This window comes from Pseudomonas sp. PA15(2017) (assembly GCF_001945395.1).
In the GTDB taxonomy this organism is placed as follows: domain Bacteria; phylum Pseudomonadota; class Gammaproteobacteria; order Pseudomonadales; family Pseudomonadaceae; genus Aquipseudomonas.
Genome location: NZ_MSXV01000054.1, coordinates 37009 through 61373, shown reverse-complemented (window position 1 = coordinate 61373; position 24365 = coordinate 37009). Strand labels below are relative to the sequence as shown.

The 24365-nt window shown below is 66.2% G+C and carries 22 protein-coding genes and 2 riboswitches; of the genes, 12 read left to right on the top strand and 10 right to left on the bottom strand.

The window, feature by feature from the left end:
* Positions 1 to 9: 9 nt before the first annotated feature.
* The 4 genes from BVH03_RS19520 to BVH03_RS19505 are packed head-to-tail and all read left to right on the top strand — an operon-like array spanning position 10 to position 3474.
* Entirely contained in the window at positions 10 to 891 is an 882-nt protein-coding gene (locus BVH03_RS19520) for a type II secretion system F family protein (protein WP_075962735.1), read from the top strand.
* Positions 891 to 1781 (top strand): type II secretion system F family protein, encoded by an 891-nt coding sequence (locus BVH03_RS19515; RefSeq protein ID WP_075962734.1) that lies wholly within the window; start codon positions 891 to 893, stop codon positions 1779 to 1781. Before BVH03_RS19520 ends, BVH03_RS19515 begins: the two co-directional genes overlap by 1 nt.
* Positions 1778 to 3160: a tetratricopeptide repeat protein gene (locus BVH03_RS26575; protein WP_075962733.1), complete on the top strand. Its 1383-nt coding sequence runs from the start codon at positions 1778 to 1780 to the stop codon at positions 3158 to 3160. Before BVH03_RS19515 ends, BVH03_RS26575 begins: the two co-directional genes overlap by 4 nt.
* A gap of 35 nt (positions 3161 to 3195) precedes the next feature.
* Positions 3196 to 3474 carry a DUF3613 domain-containing protein gene (locus tag BVH03_RS19505; RefSeq protein WP_075962732.1) on the top strand — a complete coding sequence of 93 codons (279 nt, stop codon included), beginning with the start codon at positions 3196 to 3198 and terminating at the stop codon, positions 3472 to 3474.
* Between the two features lie 101 nt (positions 3475 to 3575).
* Here BVH03_RS19505 and BVH03_RS19500 read toward each other — a convergent pair whose 3' ends face one another.
* Both BVH03_RS19500 and BVH03_RS19495 read right to left on the bottom strand, forming a co-directional pair.
* A complete protein-coding gene (locus tag BVH03_RS19500) occupies positions 3576 to 4298 on the bottom strand; it encodes a response regulator transcription factor (RefSeq protein ID WP_075962731.1) in 723 nt (240 codons plus the stop codon).
* 168 nt (positions 4299 to 4466) lie between these two features.
* Positions 4467 to 4979: a prepilin peptidase gene (locus BVH03_RS19495; RefSeq protein WP_256574762.1), complete on the bottom strand. Its 513-nt coding sequence runs from the start codon at positions 4977 to 4979 to the stop codon at positions 4467 to 4469.
* 53 nt (positions 4980 to 5032) lie between these two features.
* Here BVH03_RS19495 and BVH03_RS19490 point away from each other — a divergent pair, with 53 nt between their 5' ends.
* Both BVH03_RS19490 and BVH03_RS19485 read left to right on the top strand, forming a co-directional pair.
* Entirely contained in the window at positions 5033 to 7765 is a 2733-nt protein-coding gene (locus BVH03_RS19490; protein WP_075962729.1) for a PAS domain-containing protein, read from the top strand.
* Positions 7762 to 8067: a hypothetical protein gene (locus BVH03_RS19485; RefSeq protein WP_075962728.1), complete on the top strand. Its 306-nt coding sequence runs from the start codon at positions 7762 to 7764 to the stop codon at positions 8065 to 8067. Before BVH03_RS19490 ends, BVH03_RS19485 begins: the two co-directional genes overlap by 4 nt.
* Here BVH03_RS19485 and cobM read toward each other — a convergent pair.
* The 4 genes from cobM to BVH03_RS19465 form a co-directional block, all read right to left on the bottom strand.
* Positions 8030 to 8803, bottom strand: coding sequence for a precorrin-4 C(11)-methyltransferase (cobM, locus tag BVH03_RS19480; RefSeq protein WP_075962727.1), 774 nt, complete (start codon positions 8801 to 8803; stop codon positions 8030 to 8032). The two genes, BVH03_RS19485 and cobM, sit on opposite strands and share 38 nt — an antisense overlap.
* 127 nt (positions 8804 to 8930) lie before the next feature.
* Positions 8931 to 9338, bottom strand: a complete 408-nt coding sequence (locus tag BVH03_RS19475; protein ID WP_075962726.1) for a cobalamin biosynthesis protein — start codon at positions 9336 to 9338, stop codon at positions 8931 to 8933.
* The gene (locus tag BVH03_RS19470; RefSeq protein WP_075962725.1) at positions 9335 to 10045 is read right to left on the bottom strand and encodes a CbtA family protein; all 711 of its coding nucleotides are present in this window, start codon (positions 10043 to 10045) and stop codon (positions 9335 to 9337) included. Before BVH03_RS19470 ends, BVH03_RS19475 begins: the two co-directional genes overlap by 4 nt.
* A 10-nt stretch (positions 10046 to 10055) precedes the next feature.
* Positions 10056 to 10241, bottom strand: coding sequence for a CbtB domain-containing protein (locus BVH03_RS19465; protein WP_075929053.1), 186 nt, complete (start codon positions 10239 to 10241; stop codon positions 10056 to 10058).
* Positions 10242 to 10335: 94 nt separating this feature from the next.
* Positions 10336 to 10538, bottom strand: a riboswitch (cobalamin riboswitch).
* Between the two features lie 346 nt (positions 10539 to 10884).
* Positions 10885 to 11067: riboswitch (cobalamin riboswitch) on the top strand.
* Positions 11068 to 11162: 95 nt separating this feature from the next.
* Here BVH03_RS19465 and cobW point away from each other — a divergent pair.
* The 3 genes from cobW to BVH03_RS19450 all read left to right on the top strand — a co-directional run bounded on the left by cobW (position 11163) and on the right by BVH03_RS19450 (position 17910).
* Positions 11163 to 12212, top strand: a complete 1050-nt coding sequence (cobW, locus tag BVH03_RS19460) for a cobalamin biosynthesis protein CobW (RefSeq protein ID WP_075962724.1) — start codon at positions 11163 to 11165, stop codon at positions 12210 to 12212.
* A 12-nt stretch (positions 12213 to 12224) separates the two neighbouring features.
* Complete coding sequence (cobN, locus tag BVH03_RS19455) at positions 12225 to 15950, top strand: cobaltochelatase subunit CobN (RefSeq protein WP_075962723.1); 3726 nt, start codon at positions 12225 to 12227, stop codon at positions 15948 to 15950.
* A 349-nt stretch (positions 15951 to 16299) separates the two neighbouring features.
* Positions 16300 to 17910 carry an ATP-binding cassette domain-containing protein gene (locus BVH03_RS19450; protein ID WP_075962722.1) on the top strand — a complete coding sequence of 537 codons (1611 nt, stop codon included), beginning with the start codon at positions 16300 to 16302 and terminating at the stop codon, positions 17908 to 17910.
* Positions 17911 to 18002: 92 nt separating this feature from the next.
* Here the strand turns inward: BVH03_RS19450 and BVH03_RS19445 are convergent, their stop codons facing one another.
* The 3 genes from BVH03_RS19445 to BVH03_RS19440 form a co-directional block, all read right to left on the bottom strand.
* Complete coding sequence (locus tag BVH03_RS19445; RefSeq protein WP_075962721.1) at positions 18003 to 19091, bottom strand: 3-deoxy-7-phosphoheptulonate synthase; 1089 nt, start codon at positions 19089 to 19091, stop codon at positions 18003 to 18005.
* 271 nt (positions 19092 to 19362) lie between these two features.
* Positions 19363 to 19494: a hypothetical protein gene (locus tag BVH03_RS26975; RefSeq protein ID WP_256574761.1), complete on the bottom strand. Its 132-nt coding sequence runs from the start codon at positions 19492 to 19494 to the stop codon at positions 19363 to 19365.
* 260 nt (positions 19495 to 19754) lie between these two features.
* The gene (locus BVH03_RS19440) at positions 19755 to 20333 is read right to left on the bottom strand and encodes a TIGR00730 family Rossman fold protein (protein ID WP_075962720.1); all 579 of its coding nucleotides are present in this window, start codon (positions 20331 to 20333) and stop codon (positions 19755 to 19757) included.
* A gap of 112 nt (positions 20334 to 20445) precedes the next feature.
* Between BVH03_RS19440 and BVH03_RS19435 the strand changes: the two genes are divergently transcribed.
* The 3 genes from BVH03_RS19435 (at position 20446) to BVH03_RS19425 (ending at position 23562) form a co-directional block, all read left to right on the top strand.
* Positions 20446 to 21453, top strand: coding sequence for an ATP-binding protein (locus BVH03_RS19435; RefSeq protein WP_075962719.1), 1008 nt, complete (start codon positions 20446 to 20448; stop codon positions 21451 to 21453).
* A complete protein-coding gene (locus BVH03_RS19430; RefSeq protein ID WP_256574760.1) occupies positions 21378 to 22127 on the top strand; it encodes a VWA domain-containing protein in 750 nt (249 codons plus the stop codon). The genes BVH03_RS19435 and BVH03_RS19430 overlap by 76 nt, the downstream gene beginning before the upstream one ends.
* 67 nt (positions 22128 to 22194) lie before the next feature.
* Positions 22195 to 23562: a leucine-rich repeat-containing protein kinase family protein gene (locus BVH03_RS19425; protein ID WP_256574759.1), complete on the top strand. Its 1368-nt coding sequence runs from the start codon at positions 22195 to 22197 to the stop codon at positions 23560 to 23562.
* An 11-nt stretch (positions 23563 to 23573) separates the two neighbouring features.
* On the opposite strand, the gene BVH03_RS19420 is transcribed toward BVH03_RS19425, so the two are convergent.
* On the bottom strand, positions 23574 to 24332 hold the full coding sequence (locus BVH03_RS19420; protein WP_075962718.1) for a hypothetical protein: 759 nt from the start codon (positions 24330 to 24332) through the stop codon (positions 23574 to 23576).
* Positions 24333 to 24365: the final 33 nt, after the last annotated feature.

Sequence of the window (24365 nt, the reverse complement as noted above, 5' to 3'; positions counted from 1 at the left end):
AGTACCGTGATGACCGCATCGATGCTGCTGGGCGGTATCTGCCTCACGCTGCTGGCGCTGGGCCTGTTGATGCTGCGCAGGAGCCGCGAGCAGGCCGCCTCGGAGCAGGTGATCCAGCGCCTGCTGGCCGATCAGCCGGAGCCCCTGCAGGGCGCCGCCATCAGTCACCTCGACAGGCTCTTGCTGCGTGCCGGCTTCAGCAAGCCGCGCCAGGGGCTGGGCCTGTGGCTGTTCGTCTGGTTGCTGGGCGCTGTGCTGGGCCTGATCGTCGGGCACTGGCTGGGCCTGCTGATCATGCTGCTGGGCCCGCTGCTGGTTGGCCGCCTGTTCATCGCGCTGCGTTACCGACGCCGGGTGCTGCGCATGATCGAGCAGTTGCCGGTGTTTCTCGATCACGTGATTCGCAGCCTCAAGTCCGGCCGGCCGCTGGGCGATGCCCTGCTACTGGCCATGGAAACCGCCCCGCAACCGCTGCTCGGCGCCATGGCCCGCACCCGGCGCAACGTGCAGCGCGGCATGAGCCTGGGCGAGGCCCTGCAGGATTTCGCCGACCTTTACGAACGTGACGAATTCCAGGTGCTGGCCCTGGGGGTTCGGGTCAATCAGCGCTATGGCGGTAACAGCAGCGAGCTGCTCAAAAACCTGATCCGGCTGATTCGCGAGCGCGAGCACAGCGCTCGCCGGCTGCGCGCGCTGACCGGTGAAACGCGTATCAGCGCCTACGTGATGGGCGGCCTGCCTCTGGCCCTGGCGCTCTATATCTTCATCACCAACCCGCAGTTCATGCTCGGCATGTGGCAGGAATCCTCCGGGCGCATGGTGCTGTTTCTTGCGTTCGTCCTGCAGGCCCTCGGCAGCCTGGCGCTGTGGCGCATGCTGAGGAGCCTGTGATGAGCGCCTTGCTGATACTCAGTGCCCTGCTGCAATTGGCGCTGGCGCTGCTGTTCCTGTACCTGGCCTATGCCGATCTGCGCGCGCGGCGTCAGTTCAGCCAGCGTATGGGTACGCTGTCGCGGGTTTCCGGGGGCGGCGTCATGCGCGGCATCGGCGGCAGCTCCCTGGGCCGTCGTACCCTGAGCATGGACAGCGAAACCCTGCAGCTGCTCAACCGCCTGGGTTGGCGCAAGCGCAGCCAGCAGTCGATGTTTTCGGCCATCCAGCTGGGCACGCCGATCGTCTTGCTGGCGCTGGTGCTGATCGTCCAGCTGCTGATGAGCCGGCCGCCGCAGCCGGTCTGGCTGGCGCCGGTGTTCGCCCTGGGCATCGGCTACCTGCTGCCCAAGCGCTGGCTGGCCTGGGCCGCCAAGCATCGCCAGCAAGCGCTCGCCGAGGAGGTGACCACTTTCATTCCGCTGCTGCGCATCCTCTTCGATGTCGGCATGACCGTCGAGCAGGGCCTGCGGGTGTTGGCCAAGGAGGCCGAGAGCATCCTGCCCAACCTCAGCGCCGAACTGCGCCAGGTGCTGGCGCGGGTCGATGCGGGGCTCGAATTGGGCCGCGAGTTACGTGACATGGGGGCCGCGCTGGAAGTCTATGAGGTCACCGATTGCGTGGTGATCCTCGAACAGCTTATCGTCCAGGGCGGCGGCGCCATGGCCTCGTTGTTGCGGCTCAAGGAGCTGATCGACGACCGCCACCACACGGCGCTCGAGGAAAGGGTTTCCAAACTGTCCGGCAAGATGTCCGTCATCATGATGATGTTTCTGTTTCCGGCGTTGTTGATCGTATTGGCGGGGCCCGGCTTCATTGCAATCGTCGGGGCTCTGGGGGAGTTGAGATGAAACGTGTTGTGACCGTGGTGGGGGTGATGGGGCTGTTGGCAGGGTGCGCGAGCAGCCCGGCCCAGTCGCCCTGGTTGACGAGCAAGGCCGATGCGACCCCGATGGCCTGTGCGCCGTTGAGCCAGGAGCAGGAACTGGCGCTGAACCTCGCGCAGAAGACCGCCGAGGAGGGGCGCCTGCACGCGGCGCTGGCCAACCTGGAGCGTTTGCCCGGCAACCTGCCGCAAGCGCGTCTGGCCAAGGCGCGCATCCTGCGCTCGCTGAATCGCCCGGAAGCTGGCGACCTGTATGCCAGCCTGACCCGCACCTGCCTCAAGGCTCAGGGCGAACAGGGCCTCGGCCAGCTCGCCAGCGCCGCGGGACGTTACCCCGAGGCGCTCGAGCACCTGGGCCTGGCCGCCAGCCTGGACCCGACCAGTGCGGCGATTCGCAACGACCTCGGCGTGGTGTACATGAATCTTGGGCGTCTGGACGAAGCCCGTTTCGAGTTGCTGACCGCTCTGGAACTCAATGAAACCGAACAGCAGCCGGCGCTGAACCTGCTGACCCTGTTGATCTACCAGGGCATGCGCCCGCAGGCCGATGCCCTGGCCCAGCGCATGGGCTTTTCGGCCAGCCAGCTGCGCGCCGCCGAAGAACGCGCCCAGGCGATGCGTAGCAAGAACGCCACCACACCGCCGCCGCCCGCGGCAGTGCCCGCCAAGGCGCCGGTGGCGCGGGGGGTTCCACAGATGCCGACCGTGCAGGCCAGCGCTGCGCCGCTCGCCCCTGCTGCGCCGCCGCCGGTAAAAGCAGCGCCAGTCAGCAAGCCCGAGCCGGCGGTCGTCGTGCAGCCAGCCGTTGCGCAGGCGACACCTGCCGTTCCGGCGCCACGCCTGTCCAATTTCCGACCGACCCCGGTGGTGCCGTTGTCGCTGGCCAGTAATGCGGAGAAGCCGGCAGCCACGCAGGGAACCGTTCTGGCCAAGGCCGAGCCGGCGCCGGTCGCCGTCACGCCGCCAGCTCCTGCGGCCGTTCGTCCTCCAGCTGCTCCGGCAGCGACCGCTCCCATTGTCGCCCGCGCGCCAGCACCGGTTGTCGCGTCCCCGGCTCCGGTTCCGGTTGCAGCTCCTTGGCCCGCCCCGGCAGCCGCTCCAGCGCCGCGCCAGGTGGTGGCAGCGCCCAAACCGGCTAGTGCCCCAGTCGCTCCAGCACCTGCCCCCGCTGCACCTGTAGTTGCCAGTGCGCCCGCTAGGACGAGCGCTCCAGCGCCTGTCGCCACTGTGCAGCCGCCCGTGCGCGCCGGTATCGAGATGCGTGCAGGCCGTCTGATCGTGCCGGACGATGGCGGCTTCGTGCGCGTGGTACCGATCGAAGAAGCGTCCGCCAGCGTCAACTGAACCGGCCACGGGCCGGCTGCCAGGAGGAAAGCACCATGAAAGGATCGATCATCGGCTGTGTAGTGCTGGCGGCCCTGCCGGCTTTCTGCCTGGCAGCGGACGAAGGGCAGGGACGCCCCCTGGTGGGCGATGAGGTGCAAACCCAGACCGGTCATTGGTTGCGGCTGCAGCGTGAAGGGCAACTGGCGTCGCCTCACCCGCAGGTTTCCACGCCTGCCGAGCGCGAGCTGGCGCTGCAGCGGTGGCTGGAGGGCCACAAGCATCCCATTCCGGAGTTCTTCGAGCAGGATGCCGGAGGCAAACTGGGCGAGTAGAACGAGTGGCCGTAATCGACATGGTCGAAGTTTACGGCCAAGCGGTCTTGGCAAGTTGATAACCAGCACAGCGCTGGAAGTTGGACAGGTATTTACACACTTTACCCGTGGGAAGGGTAAGAGAGGGCCAACTGAGTTCTGTTGTGAACCCGGGTCAGTCTCAATATTTGGGAAACATAAAGTTTGACGGTGTTTTCGGTAATACCCAGTTCGCAGGATATTTGATAATTGGTCATTCCTTTGGCGATAAGTTGCGCAACGGCGAGTTGTCGACGTGACAATTTGTCGAAAGGTTCGGGAATGGAGTCGGCCGTTGCGCTCATCTGCGCGACGTTCTTGATCGCTATGGTCGGGATCAACTCGCTGTGCATTTCATGCAGCGAAGCGACAAGGTCCTGGATCTGTTGGCGAATCTGCTGTTCCTTGATTTTCTGCTCGACCCGCTCCTGCAGGCGCTTCACCCCCGCCTGCAGCTCCTGCAGGTCCACCGGCTTCTGGTAGTAGTCGCTCACCCCGGCGCGCAAGGCGAGGATCACGTCCTGCTTGTTGGTGCTGCCGGTGAAGATGGCCGTTTCATAAAGGCGCCCGGGGCGGGCCAGCCTGGCTAGCTCGCCCACCAGCTGCACGCCGGTCAGCCCAGGCATGTGCATATCGCTGAGCACGATGGCGATGCGCTCATCCTCCTGAAAGGCCTTCAGCGCGTCGTGGGTGTTATGGCATGAGGTCACGTCGTAACCCAACTGGTCAAGAAACTCGGCGAGCTCCTCGACAATGATGGGTTCGTCATCGACGATCATTATTCGCAAGGTTTCAATGCGTTCCATGCGAGGCATCTGCCTATTGGGTTAAAGGTACCAATCTGCAGCGTAGTCAGCGGCCAAACTAGTGTCAAAAGTTATCGGTTGTACCGGTTTCGCAAAAGTTGAGCTATCACTTTAGTGTAATAGGAGAACGTGTAACCCTTGGTTATCCTCACTGACTATTTGCTACTACTATAACCAGATACCTGTCAGTGCGAAGCCTGCAAATAGAAAGGGTGCGTAGGGCGCCTTTTTCGCGGTGGCCGTTCTGAGGAATACCCATTTCTCGGGAAGTGCCGCAGCGATGCCTGGTCTTGCATGCAGCCGCATCAGCCAGGCGATTTGCGCCAGGGCCGCGCCGATCACGCTGAACAATACATGGCTGCTGTCGCTGGCGGCGCCCAGGGCGAGCAGCATCTTCACGTCGGCGGCGCCCATCTGGCGGGTCAGATAGCCGGGCAGCGACAGCAGACAGGCCACGCTCATCGCCAGGGTGGCGCCCGGAACCGAGGCGCCAACAAGGCTGCTGCCAACGGCCAGCAGATGGAGCAGGGCGGCGGCGAGGGCGCCCAGGGTCAGCAGGTTGCTGATCCGGCGGTACTGGGCATCTTGCCAGGCGCAGGCGGCCAGCCAGCCGAGCAGTACGAAGTAGGACATGGCGACAACGGGCATCCAGGGAAAGAAGGGCGTGGCAGCCCAATTCATGTTGGCGGAGTTTCATCCGTCCGCGGCGCTAATCATGGTAGGTGGGCCGGACAATGCAAGTGTTCAAGGACTGGTTCAAACGCGGCGAGGAGCCCCAGGCGCCGCCCGAGACAGGTATCGTCTCGTCAGCGCCCCCCGTATCGGCCAACAGCCCCTGCCTGAACCTGTCCATCGACGCCCTGGGGCGCGTGTTCGAGGTGTCCGGCAGCCTGTCCGATCGCCTGCCGATCGCGATTTCCCAGGTCGTGCCGCTGGAGCAGTTGCTGCACGGGCAGAGCCGCTACTTGGTCACTGACCTGGCAGCCTTCGTGCAGCAGATGCTCGATCTGTCGTTCGTGACCCGTGATGGCGGCATCCTGCACACCCGTGGCTGGCTCAAGGCGGAAATACAGGGCTGGTCGCTACAGGCGTTCGAGGTGGGGGATTTTCTGGCCAGGCTGCATGCCTGCGAACAGCGCCTGCAGGTGTTCTCGCAGATCAGCGCCGTGGCGCAGACCGTGCGCGGCACCGAGCGGGTGGAATTTCCGCGGCATATCCATGACTGGCTGGGCGCCATGGCTCAGGCGCTGCGCCTGGCCTGCGTGGCCCTGGCCCTGCCGGATACCCTGCGCGGCGGCTGGCAGGTCGTCGGCCATTACCGCGACGCCCTGACGCCAGTGTTCTGGGACGACGGCCAGCACCTGCCGCGGGAGTTGCAGCATTACGCTGGCGACCAGCCGGTGCAGTGGTTGCGTGGTGATGCCGGGGTTGCCGAATGGCATGCCGCGGATTCGGTGTGGCTGGTGCCATACGCCGACTACCAGGGCATCCGCGCCTGGCTGCTGTGCTCGCCGTACGTCGCCCACCAGAGCATGCCCGAGCTCAATACTCGTGACTGGCTGGACCTTTTCGCCCATATCGCCGCGCCGTTGCTGCAACGCCTCGATGAGCAGCATCGCAAGGTGCACGGCGAGCGTGTGGATATCCTGCAGAGCCTGCTGGGCACCGGCTGGTGGGAATACGTGCCGCGCAGCGGTGTTTTTTTGCTGGCGCCCTGCCTGACCCAGCGTTTCGGCTTCAGCCAGGACGCGGCGGTGACCCTCGCCGACTGGCTGGAACTGCTCAGCCCGGTGGATCGCGACGAATTCCGCATCCGCCTGGGTGACGCCGAGCTGAGCGGCCGAGCGTTCGAGCAGGTGGTGCGCCTGCGTGACGCCGACGATGCGCTGTGCTGGTTCCGCATCCATACGCGCATCCTCAATGCCAATGGTCAGCGGCGCATCGTCGGCGCCGTGCTGGACATCAACGACATGAAGCTCAAGGAGGTCGAGGCCGACGCCGCCACCACGCGCCTGAAAAGCCTGGTCGCCAGCGCGCCGGCGGTGATCTACGTGAACCGCTACGACGACGGTGTATTCGTGCCGGTGTTCTGCAGCGACAGCTGTAGCGCGCTGCTGGGCTGGACGCTGGATGACTTCGTGCAGCGCAGCGTGGCCGACTTCATCCACCCCGATGATCGCGACATCTACTTCGCCCACACCCGCACGCTGCTCAGCCAGGGCGTGGCCAGCTGCCGCTACCGGCTGATCGACCGTGATGGTCGCTACCACTGGCTGCAGGACGAGGCCAAGTTGCTTCGCGACGAGCGCGGCATCCCCATCGAAGCGGTCGGCCTGTGCCTGGACGTGACCGACGCCGCCCAGGCCGCCGAGCGGGTGCGCGAGAGCGAGGAGCGCTACCGCATCCTGGTCGAAGATTCGCCGGCGATCATCTGCCGCTATCGCCCCGATCTCACCCTGGTCTACGCCAACCGACCGCTGGCCCAGTACTTGGGCATTCGCCAGGAAAATTTGCCCGGCACCAGCCTGGCCACTTATCTTTCCGCCCAGGAACTGACCCAGTTTCGCGAACGTCACCGCCAGATGACCCCCAGTGAGCCAGTCGGTACGGCGCTGGTGCGCATGGACCTGCCGGGCCGCGAGCACATCTGGTGGGTATTGTCCGAGCGCGGCGTGTTCGACGAGCAGGGCAAGCTGATCGAGGTGCAGGCCGTCGGTCGCGACGATACCGAGCTGCAGAAGGCCCGGCAGATGCTCAACCAGAGTGCCAAGATGGCGGTGCTCGGCGAAATGGCCACGGGGCTGGCTCACGAGATCAACCAGCCGCTCAACGTCATGCGCATCGCCCTCACCAACACCCTCAAGGGCGTGGAGAACGGCTCGGCCAACCCCGAGTACCTGAAGAACAAGCTCGGCCGTATCGAGCAGCAGATCACCCGCGCGGCGAAGATCATCAACCACATGCGCATCTTCGGCCGGCGCTCCGAGGTCGAGGACGATCTGTTCAGCCCGGACGAAGCCATCGAAGGCGCCATGACACTGATCCGCGAAGGCGAACTGGTACGCGACATCGACCTGACCCTGCAGCTATGCGGCACGCCCCAGGTGCGCGGGCATGCCGACCAGCTCGAACAGGTCATCATCAACCTGCTGGTCAACGCCAAGGACGCACTGATCAGCGCGCGGGACAAGCACCCGGAGCTCGAGCCCAGCATTCTCCTGCGCAGTCATCGCGAGGACGACAAGGTGATCGTGCAGGTGCAGGACAACGCCGGCGGCATCGACCCGCTGCTGCTGGATCGGGTGTTCGACCCGTTCTTCACCACCAAACCGGTGGGCAAGGGCACAGGCCTGGGATTGTCGGTCAGCTATGGATTGGTCAACCAGATGGGCGGCAAGCTGAGCGTGAGCAATCAGCAGGGTGGGGCCTGCTTCCGCATCGAATTGCCAGTGGTTGCAGGCGAATGAGTGCCTGGCTCGACACCCTGCACAACTGCTGCGAAGCGGTGCTGCATGGCGACCAGCAGGTGATCGCCCGGCTGCGCGAGTCCGGTTTCGACTGCGATGAAGGACACTGGAGTTTCCGCCTGCCGGCGCTGCACGTCTGGCTGTTCGGCGAGCGCGTTGCCCTCGAGTACCCGGCCTTTCTCAAACAGCTGTACACCAGCGATCTCAATGGGCGCCTCGCCCGCTACGGCGCGCAGATCGTCATCGCCGACAATCGCGGCAAGGTCAGCGAGAGCCTGTATCGTCTGCAGCGCCTGTCCTGAACAGGTGGCGGTGGCCTTCGTTGTAAAGTGCCGAATCGGCGAAGTCTTCTGCTCCCAGCACCCGGCCGACGAGAATCAGCGCGGTACGCCGCAAGCCCTTGGCGCTGACCTTGGCCTCGATATCCGCCAGGGTGCCGACCGCCCAGTCCTGGTCCGGCCAGGTGGCGCGATGCACCACTGCGATCGGGCAACTGGCGCCGTAATGCGGCAGCAGCTCGGCGACGATCTCTGGCAGGTGCTGCACGCCCAGGTGGATGGCCATGGTCGCGCCGTGGCGGGCGAGATCATGCAACTGCTCACCCGCCGGCATCGGCGACTTGCTGGCGTAGCGGGTGAGGATCACCGTCTGCGACACTGCGGGCAGCGTCAGCTCGCTTTCCAGCAGCGCGGCGCAGGCCGCCGTAGCGGTGACGCCAGGGATGATCTCGAAGGGGATGCCCAGCGCACGCAAGTGACGAATCTGCTCGCCGATGGCGCCGTACAGTGAAGGGTCGCCGGAGTGCACCCGCGCCACGTCTTCGCCACGTGCATGGGCCGCCTGCAGCAGAGCGATGATTTCATCGAGATGCAGCTCGGCGGTATTCACCAACTGGTGGGCCCGGTGGCCGGCCAGCACCGCTTCGGGCACCAGCGAGCCGGCGTAGAGGATTACCGGGCAGCTGTGAATCAGGCGCTGGCCCTTGACGGTGATCAGCTCGGGGTCGCCGGGGCCGGCGCCGATGAAATAGACGGTCATGCGAGTCCTGAGTTGTAGGGTGGAAGGCGCTTTTCTCTTCCACCGTGGTGTTCGGCTTATCCAGTCGTTAGGCGGGGATCGCCATCCCGTGGATCGAGAAAGCGTGGACTACGCGTCCCGATCCACCCTACGGATCGCTGCGGGCAACGGCCAGTGTTGCGTTGGCGCTCTTGCGCTTGGTTATCCACAGGCGAGCGGGTCGGTCGCTCAGCTGTTCGACCAGGGCCAGGGCGCTGGCTTCGGCAACGCTCGGGCTGCCGGTGATACGCTGGGCGATGGCCGAGGTCTGGCTCAAGCGCCCATGGTAACCCGCCAGCACCTCGGCGGGCAGGAAGTGGATCGGCAGGTTCAGCTGGGCAGCCAGTTGCTGCAAGCCTGGCTCGTCAGCCTTGTGGTCGCTGCTGGCCAGGGCTGTCAGCTCGGCAGTGCTCGAGCCATGCTCAGCCAGCGTGTTGTCGAGCAGGCTCAGCAACTCTTCGAGCGAGCACTCGCGCCGGCAACCCAGGCCGGCGACGAGAGCAGGCCGCTCACTCACTGCTGCCGGCGCCCACGGCCGTGGAACCAAGCGGCAGCCAGGCCCAGCGCCGCCCAGAACGCAGCGTTGGTCAGCAGCGAGGCGAGAATGAACTGATGCTCCAGCGCCTCGGGCGCCAGGCTTTCATGCACCTCGGGCTGCGGCGCGCCGAGCAGGTGCGGCAAGGCGAGAATCGCCACACCGAGAATACGCAGCAGTGCATTGCTGCCAAACGCTAGTAGCGCCAGGCCCGCAGCGGTCGAAGCGGCCGCGCCGATCCACCAGTACTGGCGCAGCAGCAGTTCCGCTGCGGCGGTGCCCGGCAGCTCCGGCGGCAGGCCGCTGGCGGGCGCCAGGACGAAGGTGGCGACGCCGGCCAGGCCCCAGAGCAGGCCCTGCCAGGTTTTTTCCGGGGCGCGCAGGGTGAACAGGCCGGCGAGCATCAGCGCGAAGCCGACAGCGACGACCAGATTGCTCAGGCCTGTGGATAGCAGCCGCTGCCAGCCGTCTTCCGGCGCCCAGGCTTCGCCGTCGTGGCTACGGCCGCTCGCGCCATGGTCGTGGGTAGCGGTGGCATCATGGCTGTGTTCGATGGCGGCAGACTCCGCAACCTCGAAGCCTTCCGCCTGCAGGATCAGTGGGGTGACCCACAGGCTCTGCAGCAGGGTCAGCACGATGGCGGCGAGCAGGCCGGCGAAGCCGGCGGTCTGGGCAATACGCTTGATCATCACGAAGCCCTCAGTGGCACGGAAACGCGGCGCTGTGGCGGGTGTCGTGGGCGGCGTTGTGCAGGGCTTCGACGTGGGAGAAGCCGGCGAAGAAAATCAGCACGGCGCCCAGCACGCAGCTGCCGACAGCAAGCAGGATGCGCTGTGAGAGGGGCAATGTGGAAACGCTGGAGGTGGAAATGACGCTGCTGGACATGATCGTAGACCTCAGGGGTAAACGGCACAGCAGAACACGGCGAGACGGCCCGCACAGGCAGGCAGCGATCGGCGCGTGCCCGCCCACCGCGGGTTGCCAAACAGACGATCCAGGCCGGTCTCCGGGCTCGCGATGATCACCTTGCGGCGATGGGGATCGGCCTTCCCATGCATGCGCACAGTGGCCAAAACGATCCTGGCATTCGCTTACCGTTGCGGGGGCAGCGCCGGACTCGAACCGGCTTCCCGTTTCACCTCACGCACGGCGGCGTGAGACACCTGAAACAACCGGGCAAGAACACCACGAAGCGGCAAGTGCGTCAATATGTTGCAGGTATAGGGTCTGTGGACGTTCCAGCGCGAACCGTGTTGCTGCGAGAAATCCCGCCAGGCTAGGCGGAGGACGCAGGAAATGGCGCTCCCTTTTCAATTCCTCTAACGACGCATGGCGAGATTTCCCGCGCAACCTAGGCGGCCCCACCCGAAGGGCCGGGCCAGTTTTAGCGCGATGCTGCGTTTCTCGGTGACTCATTTAGCTAGCTAAACTTCGCACCTCGTGCCTTGCCTCGCGCTAAAACTGGCTCCGGCGCGGTCGCGTTGAAACGTCCACAGACCCTTGCGATTGACCGTACGGCAGGCTCTGCGTAGCCTTGCGTTTTCGAGGTGCTGCTTGTCATCAGGCAGCTAAGAGGGAACACGGACCGCCGTGGCTGCCCCCGCAACTGTAAGCAGCGAGTGCGTCGCCAATCGCCACTGGGCAACCGGGAAGGCCGGCCGCGCGCCATGACCTGCCAGCCAGGAGACCTGCCTCGATAACGCTTTCGACAACCGGGCGGGGTGATCCGGTGATGCTCGGCATGGGGTTGCCCGCGCCTGCCATCCTATTGCCCGCTCGCCGTTTCTCCAGACGCCAGGGGCTTCCATGAAAACGCTCGCCAAACTTCCCGTCACCATCGTCACCGGTTTTCTCGGTGCCGGTAAGACCACCTTGCTGCGCCACATGCTGGAAAACGCCGAGGGCCGGCGCATCGCGGTGATCGTCAATGAATTCGGCGAGCTGGGCATCGACGGCGAGATCCTCAAGCAGTGCTCCATCGGCTGTACCGAGGAAGAAGCCAACGGCCGCGTGTTCGAGCTGGCCAACGGTTGCCTGTGCTGCACCGTGCAGGAAGAGTTCTTCCCGGTGATGCGCGAGCTGGTGGAGCGTCGCGGCGACCTCGACCATATCCTCATCGAAACCAGCGGCCTGGCCCTGCCCAAACCACTGGTGCAGGCCTTCAACTGGCCGGAAATCCGCAACGCCTGCACCGTCGATGCGGTGATCACCGTGGTCGACAGCCCGGCCGTCGCAGCCGGCACCTTCGCCGCCTTCCCGGATCAGGTCGATGCCCAACGCAAGCTCGACCCCAATCTCGACCACGAGTCGCCGCTGCACGAGCTGTTCGCCGACCAACTGGCCAGCGCCGACCTGGTGATCCTCAACAAGGCCGACCTGCTCGATGCCGACGCGTTGGCCGCCGTGCGCGCCGAAGTGGCCGAGGAGCTGCCGCCAGCGGTGAAGGTGGTCGAGGCCCATGGCGGCTCGCTGCCACTCAATGTGCTGCTGGGTCTGAACAGCGAGACCGAGCTGCATATCGAGGGCCGCCGCACTCACCACGACGATGAAGACGACGATCACGATCACGACGAATTCGACTCGTTCCACGTGGAACTACCGGAAGCGGACGAGGCGCGACTACTCGCTGCGCTGAAGGATGTGGTCGGCAAACACGGCATTCTGCGCGTGAAAGGCTTCGTCGCCGTGCCGAACAAACCCATGCGCCTGCTGCTGCAAGGCGTCGGCCAGCGGTTCGACAAACATTTCGACCGTGCATGGAAGCCTGACGAAGCACGAGTGACCCGCCTGATCGTGATCGGCCAGGAGCTGGATCACACCGCCATCGCCGCCGAGCTGAAAGCGGCGCTGGCGTAACCGGCGCCCGTCATGCACCTGCTGCGTACCCAGCCCGGCCAGTCGCTGCCGGCCGACAGCATCGCCGACCTCGGCCAGACGCCCGCCGAGCTGGTGGTGCTGTGCACCGGTGATTCGCACCTGTCGCTGCTGGCCGAGGTTGCCCGGCACCTGCCCGAGGATTACCCCAGCCTGCGCCTGGCCAGCCCGGCGCAGCTGAGCAACAACGCCTCGGTGGATTTCTACGTCGAGCAGGTGCTCAGGCACGCCAAGGTCATCCTGATTTCCGTGCACGGCGGTGTCAGCTACTGGCGCTACGGCATTCAGCGCTTGGTGGAGCTGGCGGGGCAGGGCAAGACGCTGATCCTGGTGCCCGGCGACGACAGTCCCGATCCCCAATTGACCGGGCTGGGCAATGTGGCCGTCGAGGACGCCGAGCGGCTCTGGCAGTACCTGCGCCAGGGCGGTGTGGATAACGCGCGGCAGTTCTTCCAGTGCATCGCCGATCATTACCTGGGCCGTGACTACGGCTGGCAGCCGCCGCAAGCCCTGCCGCGGGTCGGCCTTTACCACCCGCGTCTTGGCAACATCTCGCTGCAGGACTGGCGCGGCGACTGGCAAGCGGATGCACCGGTTGCCGCCTTGCTGTTCTATCGCACCCATGTGCAGGCCGCCAACACCGCGTTCGTCGACACCTTCTGCCAGCGCCTGCAGGCCCAGGGCCTCAACCCGCTGCCCATCGCCGTGGCCAGCCTCAAGGAGGCGGCCTGCCTGGCGCAGGTGGAGGACTGGCTCGATGAAGCGGGCGCCAGCGTGATTCTCAACACCACCGGTTTCGCCCAGTCCAACCCGGAGTCGCCCCAGGCGCGTCCGTTCCGCCGCGACGTGCCGGTGCTGCAGGCGCTTTGCGCCCTGGACAGCGAAGAGCAGTGGCAAGGCAACGCCCAGGGCCTCGGCCCTCGCGACCTGGCCATGCATATCGCGCTGCCGGAGCTGGATGGCCGACTGATCACTCGGCCGATCAGCTTCAAGGGCCTGGCCTGGCGCAGCGAGCGCAGCCAGAGCGATGTGGTCTGTTACCGCGCGCACCTGCCCGGCATGGATTTCGTCGCCGAACTGGCACGTCGTCAGGCCGACCTGCAGCGCCTGCTAACTGTGGATAAGCGCATTGCCCTGGTGCTCGCCAACTACCCGACCCGCGATGGCCGCATCGGCAACGGGGTCGGCCTGGATACGCCGGCAGCGGCGCTGAATATCCTGCGCGCCCTGAAAAGCCAAGGCTATCCGGTCGAGGGCCTGCCGGACAGCGGCACCGCGCTGATCCACCAACTGCTCGGCGGCGTGACCAACGACCTCGACAATCTCGACCTGCGGCCCTGCGCCCAGAGCCTGGCGCTGGACGACTACCAGCGCTGCTTCGCGGCCCTACCCGAGGCCAATCGCCAGGCGGTGCTGGAGCGCTGGGGCTCGCCGGCAAGCGACCCGATGTTCCGTGAGGGTCGGCTGATGATCGCCGGCCTGCGCTTCGGCCTGACCTTCGTCGGCATCCAGCCGGCCCGGGGTTATCAGGTCGATGCCGCGGCGGTCTACCACGACCCGGACCTGGTGCCGCCACACGGCTACCTGGCCTTCTATTTCTGGATGCGCCACGTCTACCGGGCCAACGCGGTGATCCACGTCGGCAAGCACGGCAACCTGGAATGGCTGCCGGGCAAGAGCGTCGGGCTTTCCGAAAGCTGCTGGCCTACGGCGATTCTCGGTGCGCTGCCGAACATCTACCCGTTCATCGTCAACGACCCCGGCGAAGGCGCCCAGGCCAAGCGCCGCACCCAGGCGGTGATCATCGACCACCTGATGCCGCCGCTGACCCGCGCCGAAAGCTACGGCCCGCTGCGCGATCTGGAGCGCCTGGCCGACGAATACTACGACGCCAGCCAGCTCGACCTGCGCCGCGCCAGCGAGCTGCGTGGCGAGATCCTGCAGAAGGTGCGCGAGTCCAGCCTCGATCGGGAACTGGGCCTGCAGGGTGACGACCCTGCCAGCTGGTTGCCGCAGCTCGACGCCTACCTGTGCGACCTCAAGGAATCGCAGATTCGTGACGGCCTGCATGTATTCGGCGAGTCGCCAGCCGGCACGTTGCGCCGCGACACCCTGCTGGCGCTGCTGCGCATCCCGCGTGGCGACGGGCAGGGCGGCAATGCCAGCCTGCTGCGCGCCTTGGCCAGCGACCTGGCACTCGATTTCGATCCGCTCGATTGCGACATGGCGGCGCCCTGGGCCGGCCCACGGCCGGAAATACTGGTGAGCCTTGGCGATGAGCCCTGGCGCACGGTGGGGGATACTCGCGAACGCCTTGAGCTGCTCGGATTACGGTTGATCGAAGGGGCCGGGTCGGTTGGCCCGCTCAGCGAACGCGTGCTGCACAGTCTGCACGGCCATATCGCCCCGCTGCTGGACGCCTGCGGTGACGCTGAAATACGCGGCCTGCTCAGCGCGCTCGAGGGCCGCTTCGTGCCCTCCGGCCCCAGTGGTGCGCCGAGCCGCGGGCGCACCGACGTGCTGCCCACCGGACGCAACTTCTACTCCGTGGACGTGCGCAACCTGCCCACGCCCACCGCCTGGCGCCTCGGTGTGCAAGCTGCCGATCGCCTGCTCGAACGCCACCTGCAGGACGAAGGCGACCACCTGCGCCAGCTCGGCCTGTCGGTATGGGGCACCGCGACCATGCGTACCGGCGGCGACGATATCGCCCAGGCCATGGCGCTGATGGGCGTGCGCCCGGTGTGGCAGGCCGGTAGCGGGCGGGTCGAGCGTTTCGACGTGCTGCCGTTGGAGCAGCTCGGTCGCCCGCGGGTGGACGTGACCCTGCGGGTGTCCGGCTTTTTCCGCGATGCCTTCGCCAACCTGATCCGCCTGTTCGATGACGCCGTGCAGGCGGTTGCCGACCTCGACGAAGCACCGGACATGAACCCGCTGTCCGCCCGGGTCTGGGAAGAAGCCCTGGCGCTGCAGGATGGCGGGTTGGACGAACACCAGGCGCGGCGCCAGGCTGGCTGGCGGATTTTCGGCTCCAAGCCAGGTGCCTACGGGGCCGGTGTGCAGAACGCCATTGAAGAGCGCCTGTGGGAAAACCGTGCGGATCTTGCCGAGGTGTACCTGAACTGGGGCGGCTACGCCTACGGCAAGGGCGTCGAGGGCGCACCGGCCCGCGAGCAGTTCGCCGAGCGCCTGGAGCGCATGCAGGCGGTGCTGCACAACCAGGACAACCGCGAGCACGATATCCTCGATTCCAACGATTACTACCAGTTCCAGGGCGGCATGCTGGCGGCGGTGGAAACCTTGCGCGGGGGCAAGGCGGCCAGCTACTTCGGCGACAACAGCCAGCCCGACACGCCGCGCATCCGTACCCTCAAGCAGGAACTGGCCCGCGTGGTACGCGCCCGTGCGGCCAACCCGAAGTGGATAGAGGGCATGAAGCGCCACGGCTACAAGGGCGCCTTCGAACTGGCCGCGACCATCGACTACCTGTTCGCCTTCGACGCCACCAGCGAGCTGGTCGACGACCACCAGTACGCCCTGCTCACCGACGCCTACCTGATGGACAGAGACACCCGCGATTTCATCCAGCAGCACAACCCCGGCGCCCTGCAGGACATCATCGAACGCCTGCTCGAAGCCCAGCAGCGCGGCCTGTGGCAGGAGCCAGGCGAGTACCGCGAAGCCTTGGAAAACCTGCTGCTCGATAGCGAAGAAAGCTGAGGCCTGTTGGCGCATTGGCCGGAAAGTGGCGCAAGCGGCCGGTCGTTCTCGTGGGATGGACTGGTGATTATCTGTGGGAGCGGGCCATGCCCGCTAAAAATCACGGGCATGGCCCGTTCCCACAAGTAAAGCAACGATGTCCGCTTCTGCCGTGAAGCCACCTTCAGCGCTTTTTCGGTTTTTACCAATCGCCTCGGTTGCCCCGGCCTGTCCTTGGGGTTAGCCTAACCGTCCATTCCCCGCCGGAGTTTCGTCCAATGCGCCAGTAATGCCGTCGTGTTCGCACGACCTGTGATCGTCCGCCGTGGCCTCGTGCCGCGCGTTTTCACGGCATTGCCTGGAGTCATTCATGACGAACTCGCCTGTTATCGCGCTCGAGCGCGTGTCCTTTCATTTCCCTGATGGCCAGCCACTGTTCGATGAGCTGAGCGAAACCTTCGATGCCCGCCACACCGGCCTGGTAGGGCGCAACGGTGCCGGCAAGAGCGTGCTCGGCCGGCTGCTCGCTGGGCTCTTGCAGCCAAGCGCCGGGCGCATCGTGCGGCAGGCTCGGGTTGCCTATCTGCCCCAGGCTGTCGACGTGGACGACACCACACGCGTCGTCGACCTGATGGGTTTCGCGGCACCTTACGATGCGCTGTGTCGGGTGACCGACGGGCGCATGGGGGAGAACGATATCGAGCTGCTCGAAGGCCGCTGGGACATCGCCGAGCGCTTGCATCTGGCGCTGCAAGACGACGGCTTGGCGCATCTGGCTCTGCATGGCCCGGCCGCCCAGCTCAGCGGTGGTGAGCGTACGCGGGTGGCGCTGCTCGGCGCATTTCTCGGCGATGCCGACCTGCTGGTTCTCGACGAACCCAGCAACCACCTTGATCGGGCCAGCCGGCTGCGCCTCTATCAGCGCCTGCAGCAGTGGGCGGGTGGCATGGTGGTGATCAGCCACGATCGCGAGTTGCTGGAGGGCATGCAGCGCATCGTCGAGTTGTCGCCTCTCGGGCTGCGCACGTATGGCGGCAACTATGGTTTTTACCGCGAGGTGCGACAACGCGATGAGCACGCTGCCCAGCAGGCCCTGGCGCATGCCCGTAGCGAACGCAAACGCGGCGAGCGTGAACTGCAGGCCCAGCAGCAACGCCAGCAGCGCCGTACCGCCAGCGCCGGTCGAGATGCACGGCATGCCAATCAGGCGCAGATTCTGCTGGATCGCCAGAAGGGCCGCAGCGAGGCCAGCGCCGGGCGGTTGCAGCAGCGCCTGCAAGCGGCTAGCCGCGACCTCGACGATGCCGTGCGCGATGCGGCGCAGCGGGTGGACGAAGGCCAGGCCATCCAGCTGCACGGCAAGGCTGATGGTCTGGCCGAGGGCAAGCGGGTACTCAGCCTGCGGGGTGTGCGGGCGCCCTACTCAGGGGCCGTCTTGCCGGACATCGAGTTGTTCGGCCCGCGCCGGCTGGCCATCAGCGGGCCCAACGGTTGTGGCAAGTCGAGCCTGCTGGCGATGCTTGCCGGGCGGCTGGCCGCCGTTGCCGGCGAGTGTCGGGTCGAGGTGCCGCTGGCCTATCTGGATCAGCAGCTTTCCTGCCTGCCGGGCGATGAAACGGCGCTGGATCACCTGCGTCGCCGCAGCCCCGGGCTGCTCGAGGCACTGGCCCGTACGCGACTGGTTCACCTGGGGCTCGATGCCCGGCGTGCCGTGCTGCCGTGCCGCCAGCTCAGCGGCGGTGAGCGCCTCAAGTTGGCCCTGGCCGGGGTGATAGACGGAGAATCGGCTGCGCCTCTGCTGCTGCTCGACGAGCCCGACAACCATATCGACCTCGACTCGCTGCTGGCCGTCGAAATCCTGCTGCGCGACTTCCGCGGGGCGCTGATTCTGGTGTCCCATGACGCCGCCTTCGTCGACGCCCTGGCGATCACCGACCGCCTGCAGTGGACGGCCCAGGCCTGGCGGTACGAGCGGGCGTGATCCGTAAATCCACGTGGTAGCCCGTGGTTGAGCGCAGCGATACCCGGGAAAGCTGTCCTGGGTATCGCTACGCTCAACGCCAGGCTACGAGGTCAGACCAGATGACGCATGCGGATGGCGGCGTCGACCAGCATGCGTTCGGTGCCGGCCCAACCGAGGCAGCCATCGGTGATCGACACGCCGTAGCGCAGCTCGCCGCCCAGGCTCTGGGCGCCGTCGAACAGGTGGCTTTCGATCATCACCGCGCGCAGCGAGCCGTCACCGGCCAGACGCTGGTCGAGCACGTCGCTGAGTACCGCGGGCTGGCGCAGCGGGTTCTTGCCGCTGTTGGCGTGGCTGCAGTCGACCATGATCCGTGGCGCGATGCCCTGGCGCTCCAGCTCGGCCCGCGCATTGGCGACGCTGGCGGCGTCGTAGTTCGGCGCGCCGTGGCCGCCGCGCAGCACCAGGTGGGTGTCGGGGTTGCCGTGGGTCTGTACCAGGGCCGGGCGCCCCTGCGTATCGACGCCGAAGTGCTGGTGCGTATGGGCCGCCGAGCGCATGGCGTCGCAGGCGATGCCAAGGCTGCCGTCGGTGCCGTTCTTGAAGCCCACTGGCATCTCCAGGCCGCTGACCAGCTCGCGATGCACCTGGGACTCGCTGGTGCGCGCGCCGATGGCCGCCCAGCCGAGCAGGTCGTCGAAGTAGCCGGCCACCAGCGGCTGGAGGATCTCGCTGGCCAGTGGCAGGCCCAGCTCCAGCAACTTGAGCATCAAGTTGCGCGAACGACGCAGGCCTTCGGCCATGTCGCCACTGCCATCCAGCGCCGGATCGTAGACCAGGCCCTTCCAGCCCACCGTGGTGCGCGGCTTCTCGACGTAGGCGCGCATCACCAGCAGCAGGCGATCGCCCACGCGCTGGCTCAGTGCGGCCAGGCGCTCGGCGTATTCGAGTACGGCGGCATCGTCGTGCAGGGAGCAGGGGCCGACCACCACCAGCAGGCGCGGGTCGTGGCCATCGAGAATGGCGCGGATCGACTGGCGTTGCTGCTGCACCTGGCGGGCGAGGGCGGTCGAGAGTGGCAGCTCTTCGCGCAACTGGGCGGCGCTGGGCAGAGGCGAGGTGTGGCGACGGCTCGGGGCGGCGACCAGATGCAGGTCGACGGCTTTGGCGGTGGAGCGGGAATTGACGGCTACGGACATGGTGATTTCCTCGGCCGGCGCGGACGTTACCGCGCGCGGCGCACTATCGGGCTCGATGGGATGTTCGATTGAGTGGTTGAGCGGCGTGAGCGCCGGTAAATCGCCAGCTATAGCGGTAATAGGTCTGGTAGGTGGTGTATGCAGTCATGGTGAAATCCTCTGTGAACGATCGATGTGCCGGAAAAAACAAAACCCCCGGTCGGGAGGCCGACCGGGGGTTTCGAGAAACTGTCTGGTGGCGACCCTGAGTTGCTAGGGCGCCTGTGGGGTATCAGGCGCGCCTGTGGCTAAACCAATACCCATAAAAATACGCGGCTGCGGCGACCACGGATGCCTGGGCACGCGCGATCACGATGCAGGCTGCATCGAGGCGAGTGGCGTTCAGGATCGGGGATGTGGACATGTGCGGCTCCGTTGAATGGACTCGACGTTAATTCATCGCGGTGGTCGATTGCAAGCCTTGGGGTCGACTCACGATCTGCTGCGTGCCGCTTGCCGCCGTTTCATGTATGGCCGCAAAAAGGCGCAAGCGGCCATCGGCCTGCTTTTGTGGGAGCGCGCCAGGCGCGCGAAATCGCGGGCGTGGCCCGCTCCCACAGTGGATCGCCGGAGGGCCGTTATCGCCTTGCATTGGCCAGGGCTGTGCTCAGGCCCGGCAGGTGCTCAGGTTTCCTGCCTGCCGATCCACTTGCCCACCTGCGGCGCCTCATAGCCATCGATCGCCGCCAGTAACGCGTCGATATCCTGTTCGACGATCAGCATCTCGCGGTGTGGCGCCTTGACGAAGGCTTCGTCGACCATGTGATCGAGGAACCCGGCGAGGCGGTCGTAGTAACCGTTGATATTGAGCAGCGAGCAGGGCTTCTGGTGATGGCCCAGTTGTGCCCAGGTCCATACCTCGAAGAGTTCTTCCAGGGTGCCGACGCCGCCGGGCAGGGCGATGAAGCCATCCGACAGCTCGGCCATCAGCGCTTTGCGCTGGTGCATGGAGTCGACGATGCGCAGGTCGTCGAGGCCGGTGTGGGCCACTTCCTTCTCCCACAGCGAGCGCGGGATCACCCCGATCACTTCGCCACCGGCTTCGAGCGCGGCGTTGGCCACGGCGCCCATCAAGCCGACGGACGCGCCGCCGTACACCAGGCCGATGCCGGCCTCGGCGAGGGTTTTGCCGAGGCGCGTGGCGGCCTCGAGGTAAACGGGATTGGAGCCCGCGTTGGAGCCACAGAAAATACACAGGCGCATCGAAATCTCCCTGATGGTTCGGCCTACCAAACCAGCGACCTTAGCAGACGAGCGGGGCAGCGCACGACCGCTCGCTGCTACAATGCCGCCTTTGTCCAGCCCGGATCGTCCCATGACCGACACCGTCCATTTCCCCCTTGCCGCCGTGGTCGGCGCCGACTCCCTGAAATTGGCGCTGTGCCTGGTGGCGGTCGATCCGGCGATCGGCGGCGTGCTGATCGAAGGCCCGCGGGGCATGGCCAAGTCGACCCTGGCCCGTGGCCTGGCCGCGCTGCTGCAAAGCGGGGTGTTGGTCACCCTGCCACTGGGCGCCAGCGAAGAGCGCATCGTCGGGACCCTCGACCTGGACGCGGCGCTCGGCGAAGGCCGTGCGCAGTTCTCGCCGGGTCTGCTGAGCAAGGCCGATGGCGGCGTGCTGTATGTCGATGAGGTCAACCTGCTGCCCGATCATCTGGTCGACCTGCTGCTCGATGCGGCGGCCAGTGGCGTCAACCACGTCGAGCGCGACGGTATTTCCCACCGCCACGATGCGCGCTTCATCCTGATCGGCACCATGAACGCCGAAGAAGGCGAGCTGCGCCCGCAGCTGCTCGACCGCTTCGGCCTCAACCTGGCCCTGGATGGCCAGCCGCAGCCGGGCGCGCGCGCCGAGATCGTCCGCCGTCGCCTGGCCTTCGATGCCGACCCCCAGGCGTTCAGTGCCAAGTGGGCCGAGCAGCAGCAAGCCCTGGTCGCGCGCTGCGGGCAGGTGCGCGCGCGCGTGGCGAGCATCGCCCTCGATGACAGGGCGCTCGACGCCATCACCGAGCGCTGCTTCGCGGCCGGCGTCGATGGCCTGCGTGCCGATCTGGTCTGGCTGCGCGCCGCCCGCGCCCATGCCGCCTGGCGCGGTGCCGACGCCATCAGCGAGGAAGATATCGAGGCCGTGGCCGATTTCGTGTTGCGCCACCGTCGTCGCCACACGCCGCCGCAACAGCAGGCGCAGCCACCAGCCAGCCCACCGCCCCAGGCGCCAAGCGAGCAACCCGCTGCAGGCGAAGGGCAATGGGGCGAATTGCCCGTGCAGGCGCAACGTACCAGCGAGCGCCGCGAGCCACCACGCTGGGTAAAAAAGCCCTAGGCATTCCCCCGCGTGCCAAGGCGGGGACGGATGCCAGACCGACACCAGGCAAACAGGCAGGCGGGCGCAGCGGCGCCAAGCGGCGCGGCGACAGCGGCGCCATCGACTGGCTCGCCACCTTGCTGCAAGGCAAGCCCAGGCGCCGTGCCGACCTGCAACACCGCCCGCGCAGCAGTGCGCCTACACCGCTGTGGCTGATCGTCGTCGATGCCTCGGCCTCGACCCGTCGCCACGGCGCCCTGAGCAAAGCCAAGGGCCTGCTCGCCGAGCTGTTCGAGCGCGCCTACCGGGCGCGTGCTCGCATCGCCGTGCTCGACGCCCACGGCCAGCAGCCGCAATGGCATTGGCAGGGCCAGAAAGCCTCTGGCGCCCTGCAAGGCTGGTTGAGCGGACTCGGCGCAGGCGGTGGTAGCCCGCTGATCCCGGCGCTGCAGCAGGCCCACGACTGGCTGCAGCGCCGCCAACGCCTCAAGCCCGGCGAGTCGCAACGCCTGCTGGTGGTCACCGACGGGCGTTTGCGCGAATGGCCGACGCTGGCGCCCAGCCCATGCCCGGCCAATCTGGTGGATATCGAGTGCGCGCCAATCCGTCTGGGGCGCGCCGTGCAACTGGCGGGTGAGCTGGGTGCGGACTACTGCCATATCGAGTCGCTGCCCCAACTGCCGCGACTCTGAGCGTTTCCTTGGCCACCTGGCGTTGACGTAGACTGGCACGCCAACTCCGCAACCAGGCCGCTTCTCGATGCACACCCTCGATCAATTGCGCTCCGGTCAGCTCAAGGGCATCAGCCGCCTCGACCTGTCCGCGTCGCTCACGCATTTTCCCGAGGAAATATTCACCCTGGCCGACAGCCTGGAAGTGCTCAACCTCAGCGATAACCAGCTCAGCGAGCTGCCCGAGGATCTGCACCGGCTGCACCGCCTGCAGGTGTTGTTCTGTTCGAACAACCGCTTCGAGCAGGTGCCCGAATCCTTAGGGCGCTGCCCGTCACTGCGCATGGTCGGTTTCAAGTCCAACCGTATTCGCGAGCTGTCCGCCAGGGCGCTGCCGCCACGTCTGCGCTGGCTGATTCTCACCGACAACTGCCTGCAAACCCTGCCTGCCGAGCTGGGCGACTGTAGCGAGCTGCAGAAGCTGATGCTGGCCGGTAATCGCCTGCGAGAGTTACCGGCCAGCCTGGCGCGGCTGCACAAGCTGGAGCTGCTGCGCATCGCCGCCAACCAACTGCCCACCTTGCCGGATTTCCTGCTGCAAATGCCCAGCCTGGCCTGGCTGGCCCATGCCGGAAACCTCTTCGATGCAGCGGGCGCCGCCGCGTCTCACACGCCCGATGTGCGTTGCACCGATTTGCAGCTGGGCGAGGTGCTGGGTCAGGGCGCTTCGGGCATCATCCACCGCGCCGACTGGCAGCGGCCCGACGGTCAGCGCGAAGCTGTGGCCCTGAAACTGTTCAAGGGGCAGATGACCAGCGATGGTACGCCGCAGAGCGAAATGGCCGCGTGCCTCACGGTCGGCCAGCATGCCAATCTGATCGGCGCGATTGGCCGCGTCGTCGACCATCCGCAAGGCGAGCAGGGCCTGTTGCTGAGCCTGGTCGAGCCGCGTTTCAGCATTCTCGCCGGGCCGCCGAGTCTGGAAAGTTGCAGCCGCGATGTCTATCCGAGCGACTGGCGTGCGCCGTTCGTGAAGGCGCTGCGCACTGCGGGTGGCATCGCCTCCGCGCTGCGTCACCTGCACGAACGCGGCGTCACCCATGGCGATCTCTACGGCCATAACATCCTGATCGACGAGGCCGGCAATGCGCTGCTCGGCGACTTCGGCGCGGCGTCTTTCTTGCCTGCCGCCGCGTCCACAAAACAGGCGTTGCTGCAGCGCATCGAGGTGCGTGCGTTCGGCATTCTGCTCGAGGAACTGCTGCAGCGCTGCGACGTGCCGGCTGGGCACGCCGCGCAGCTGGCCGAGCTGGTGCGGCGCTGCCAGCAACCGGAGGTCGGTGCCCGCCCGGACTTCATGGAGATCGATACGACGCTGGCGCGCGTGCTGGCCATGCAATCGAGTAACCGTGACGAGCCGAACGCAGATGCCGGGAAGGATCTGCTGCCGATCTGATTTCCCCCCGGTCATTCGGTGTAGCGCAGCACCAGCAGCTCGCGGTTGGCGATGCTGTCCGCGAACAGTGCCCGAACCTGAGCGCCGTTATCCTCGCGAGCGTACAGGCGGTTCAACAGGTCGAGCAGGCTGGCGGTCTGGTGCTCATCAAGCGCTCGTGAGCGACGGAAGGCGACGAAGCTGGCGCCGATGCCGAACAGGGCGTAGCCGTAGTGGTGTTCCAGATGCTCGGCCAGGCGGAAGTTCTCCTGAGGCGACAGGTCGCTGGAAAAGTAGCCATTGGCGAAGCCGTAAATTGCTTCGCAGGCGCGCTGTACCGGAATGCGCAGCAGGTAGCATTCGCCATCGAGCACTGAAAGCAGGTCGGTATTGGCTGCTACCAGATCGGCGAGGCTGTCGTCGTCCAGACGCAGATCCTTGTCGAATAGATCGTCAAAAGAGACTCCCTCCAGGGCACGTTCGAAGCCGATGCGGCGAATATGCAGACGCTGCTGCAGCGACAGGTCGTCGCGTGGATAGCCGTCTTGCAGCCAGCTCGCGGCGATCCCCGCCTCCTGCAGCCAGTCGCCGCTGTCCAGGTCGTGACAGTGGCTCGCATGCATCGCGGTGTAGAGCGCTTGGGCGAGATCGTCCAGGGTGAACAGATGGCGATGCCCGTCGGGCACGTCGTCATAGGCGCTCAGCAGCGCCTGCAGCGAGGCCGGCTGGTGCAGCTGAAAACATTGGCCGAGCAGGCGTCCGTCGGGTTCAGGTACGGGATCGAGTCGCATGGGGGCACCCATTGGAACGAGGAAGGGCGCCAT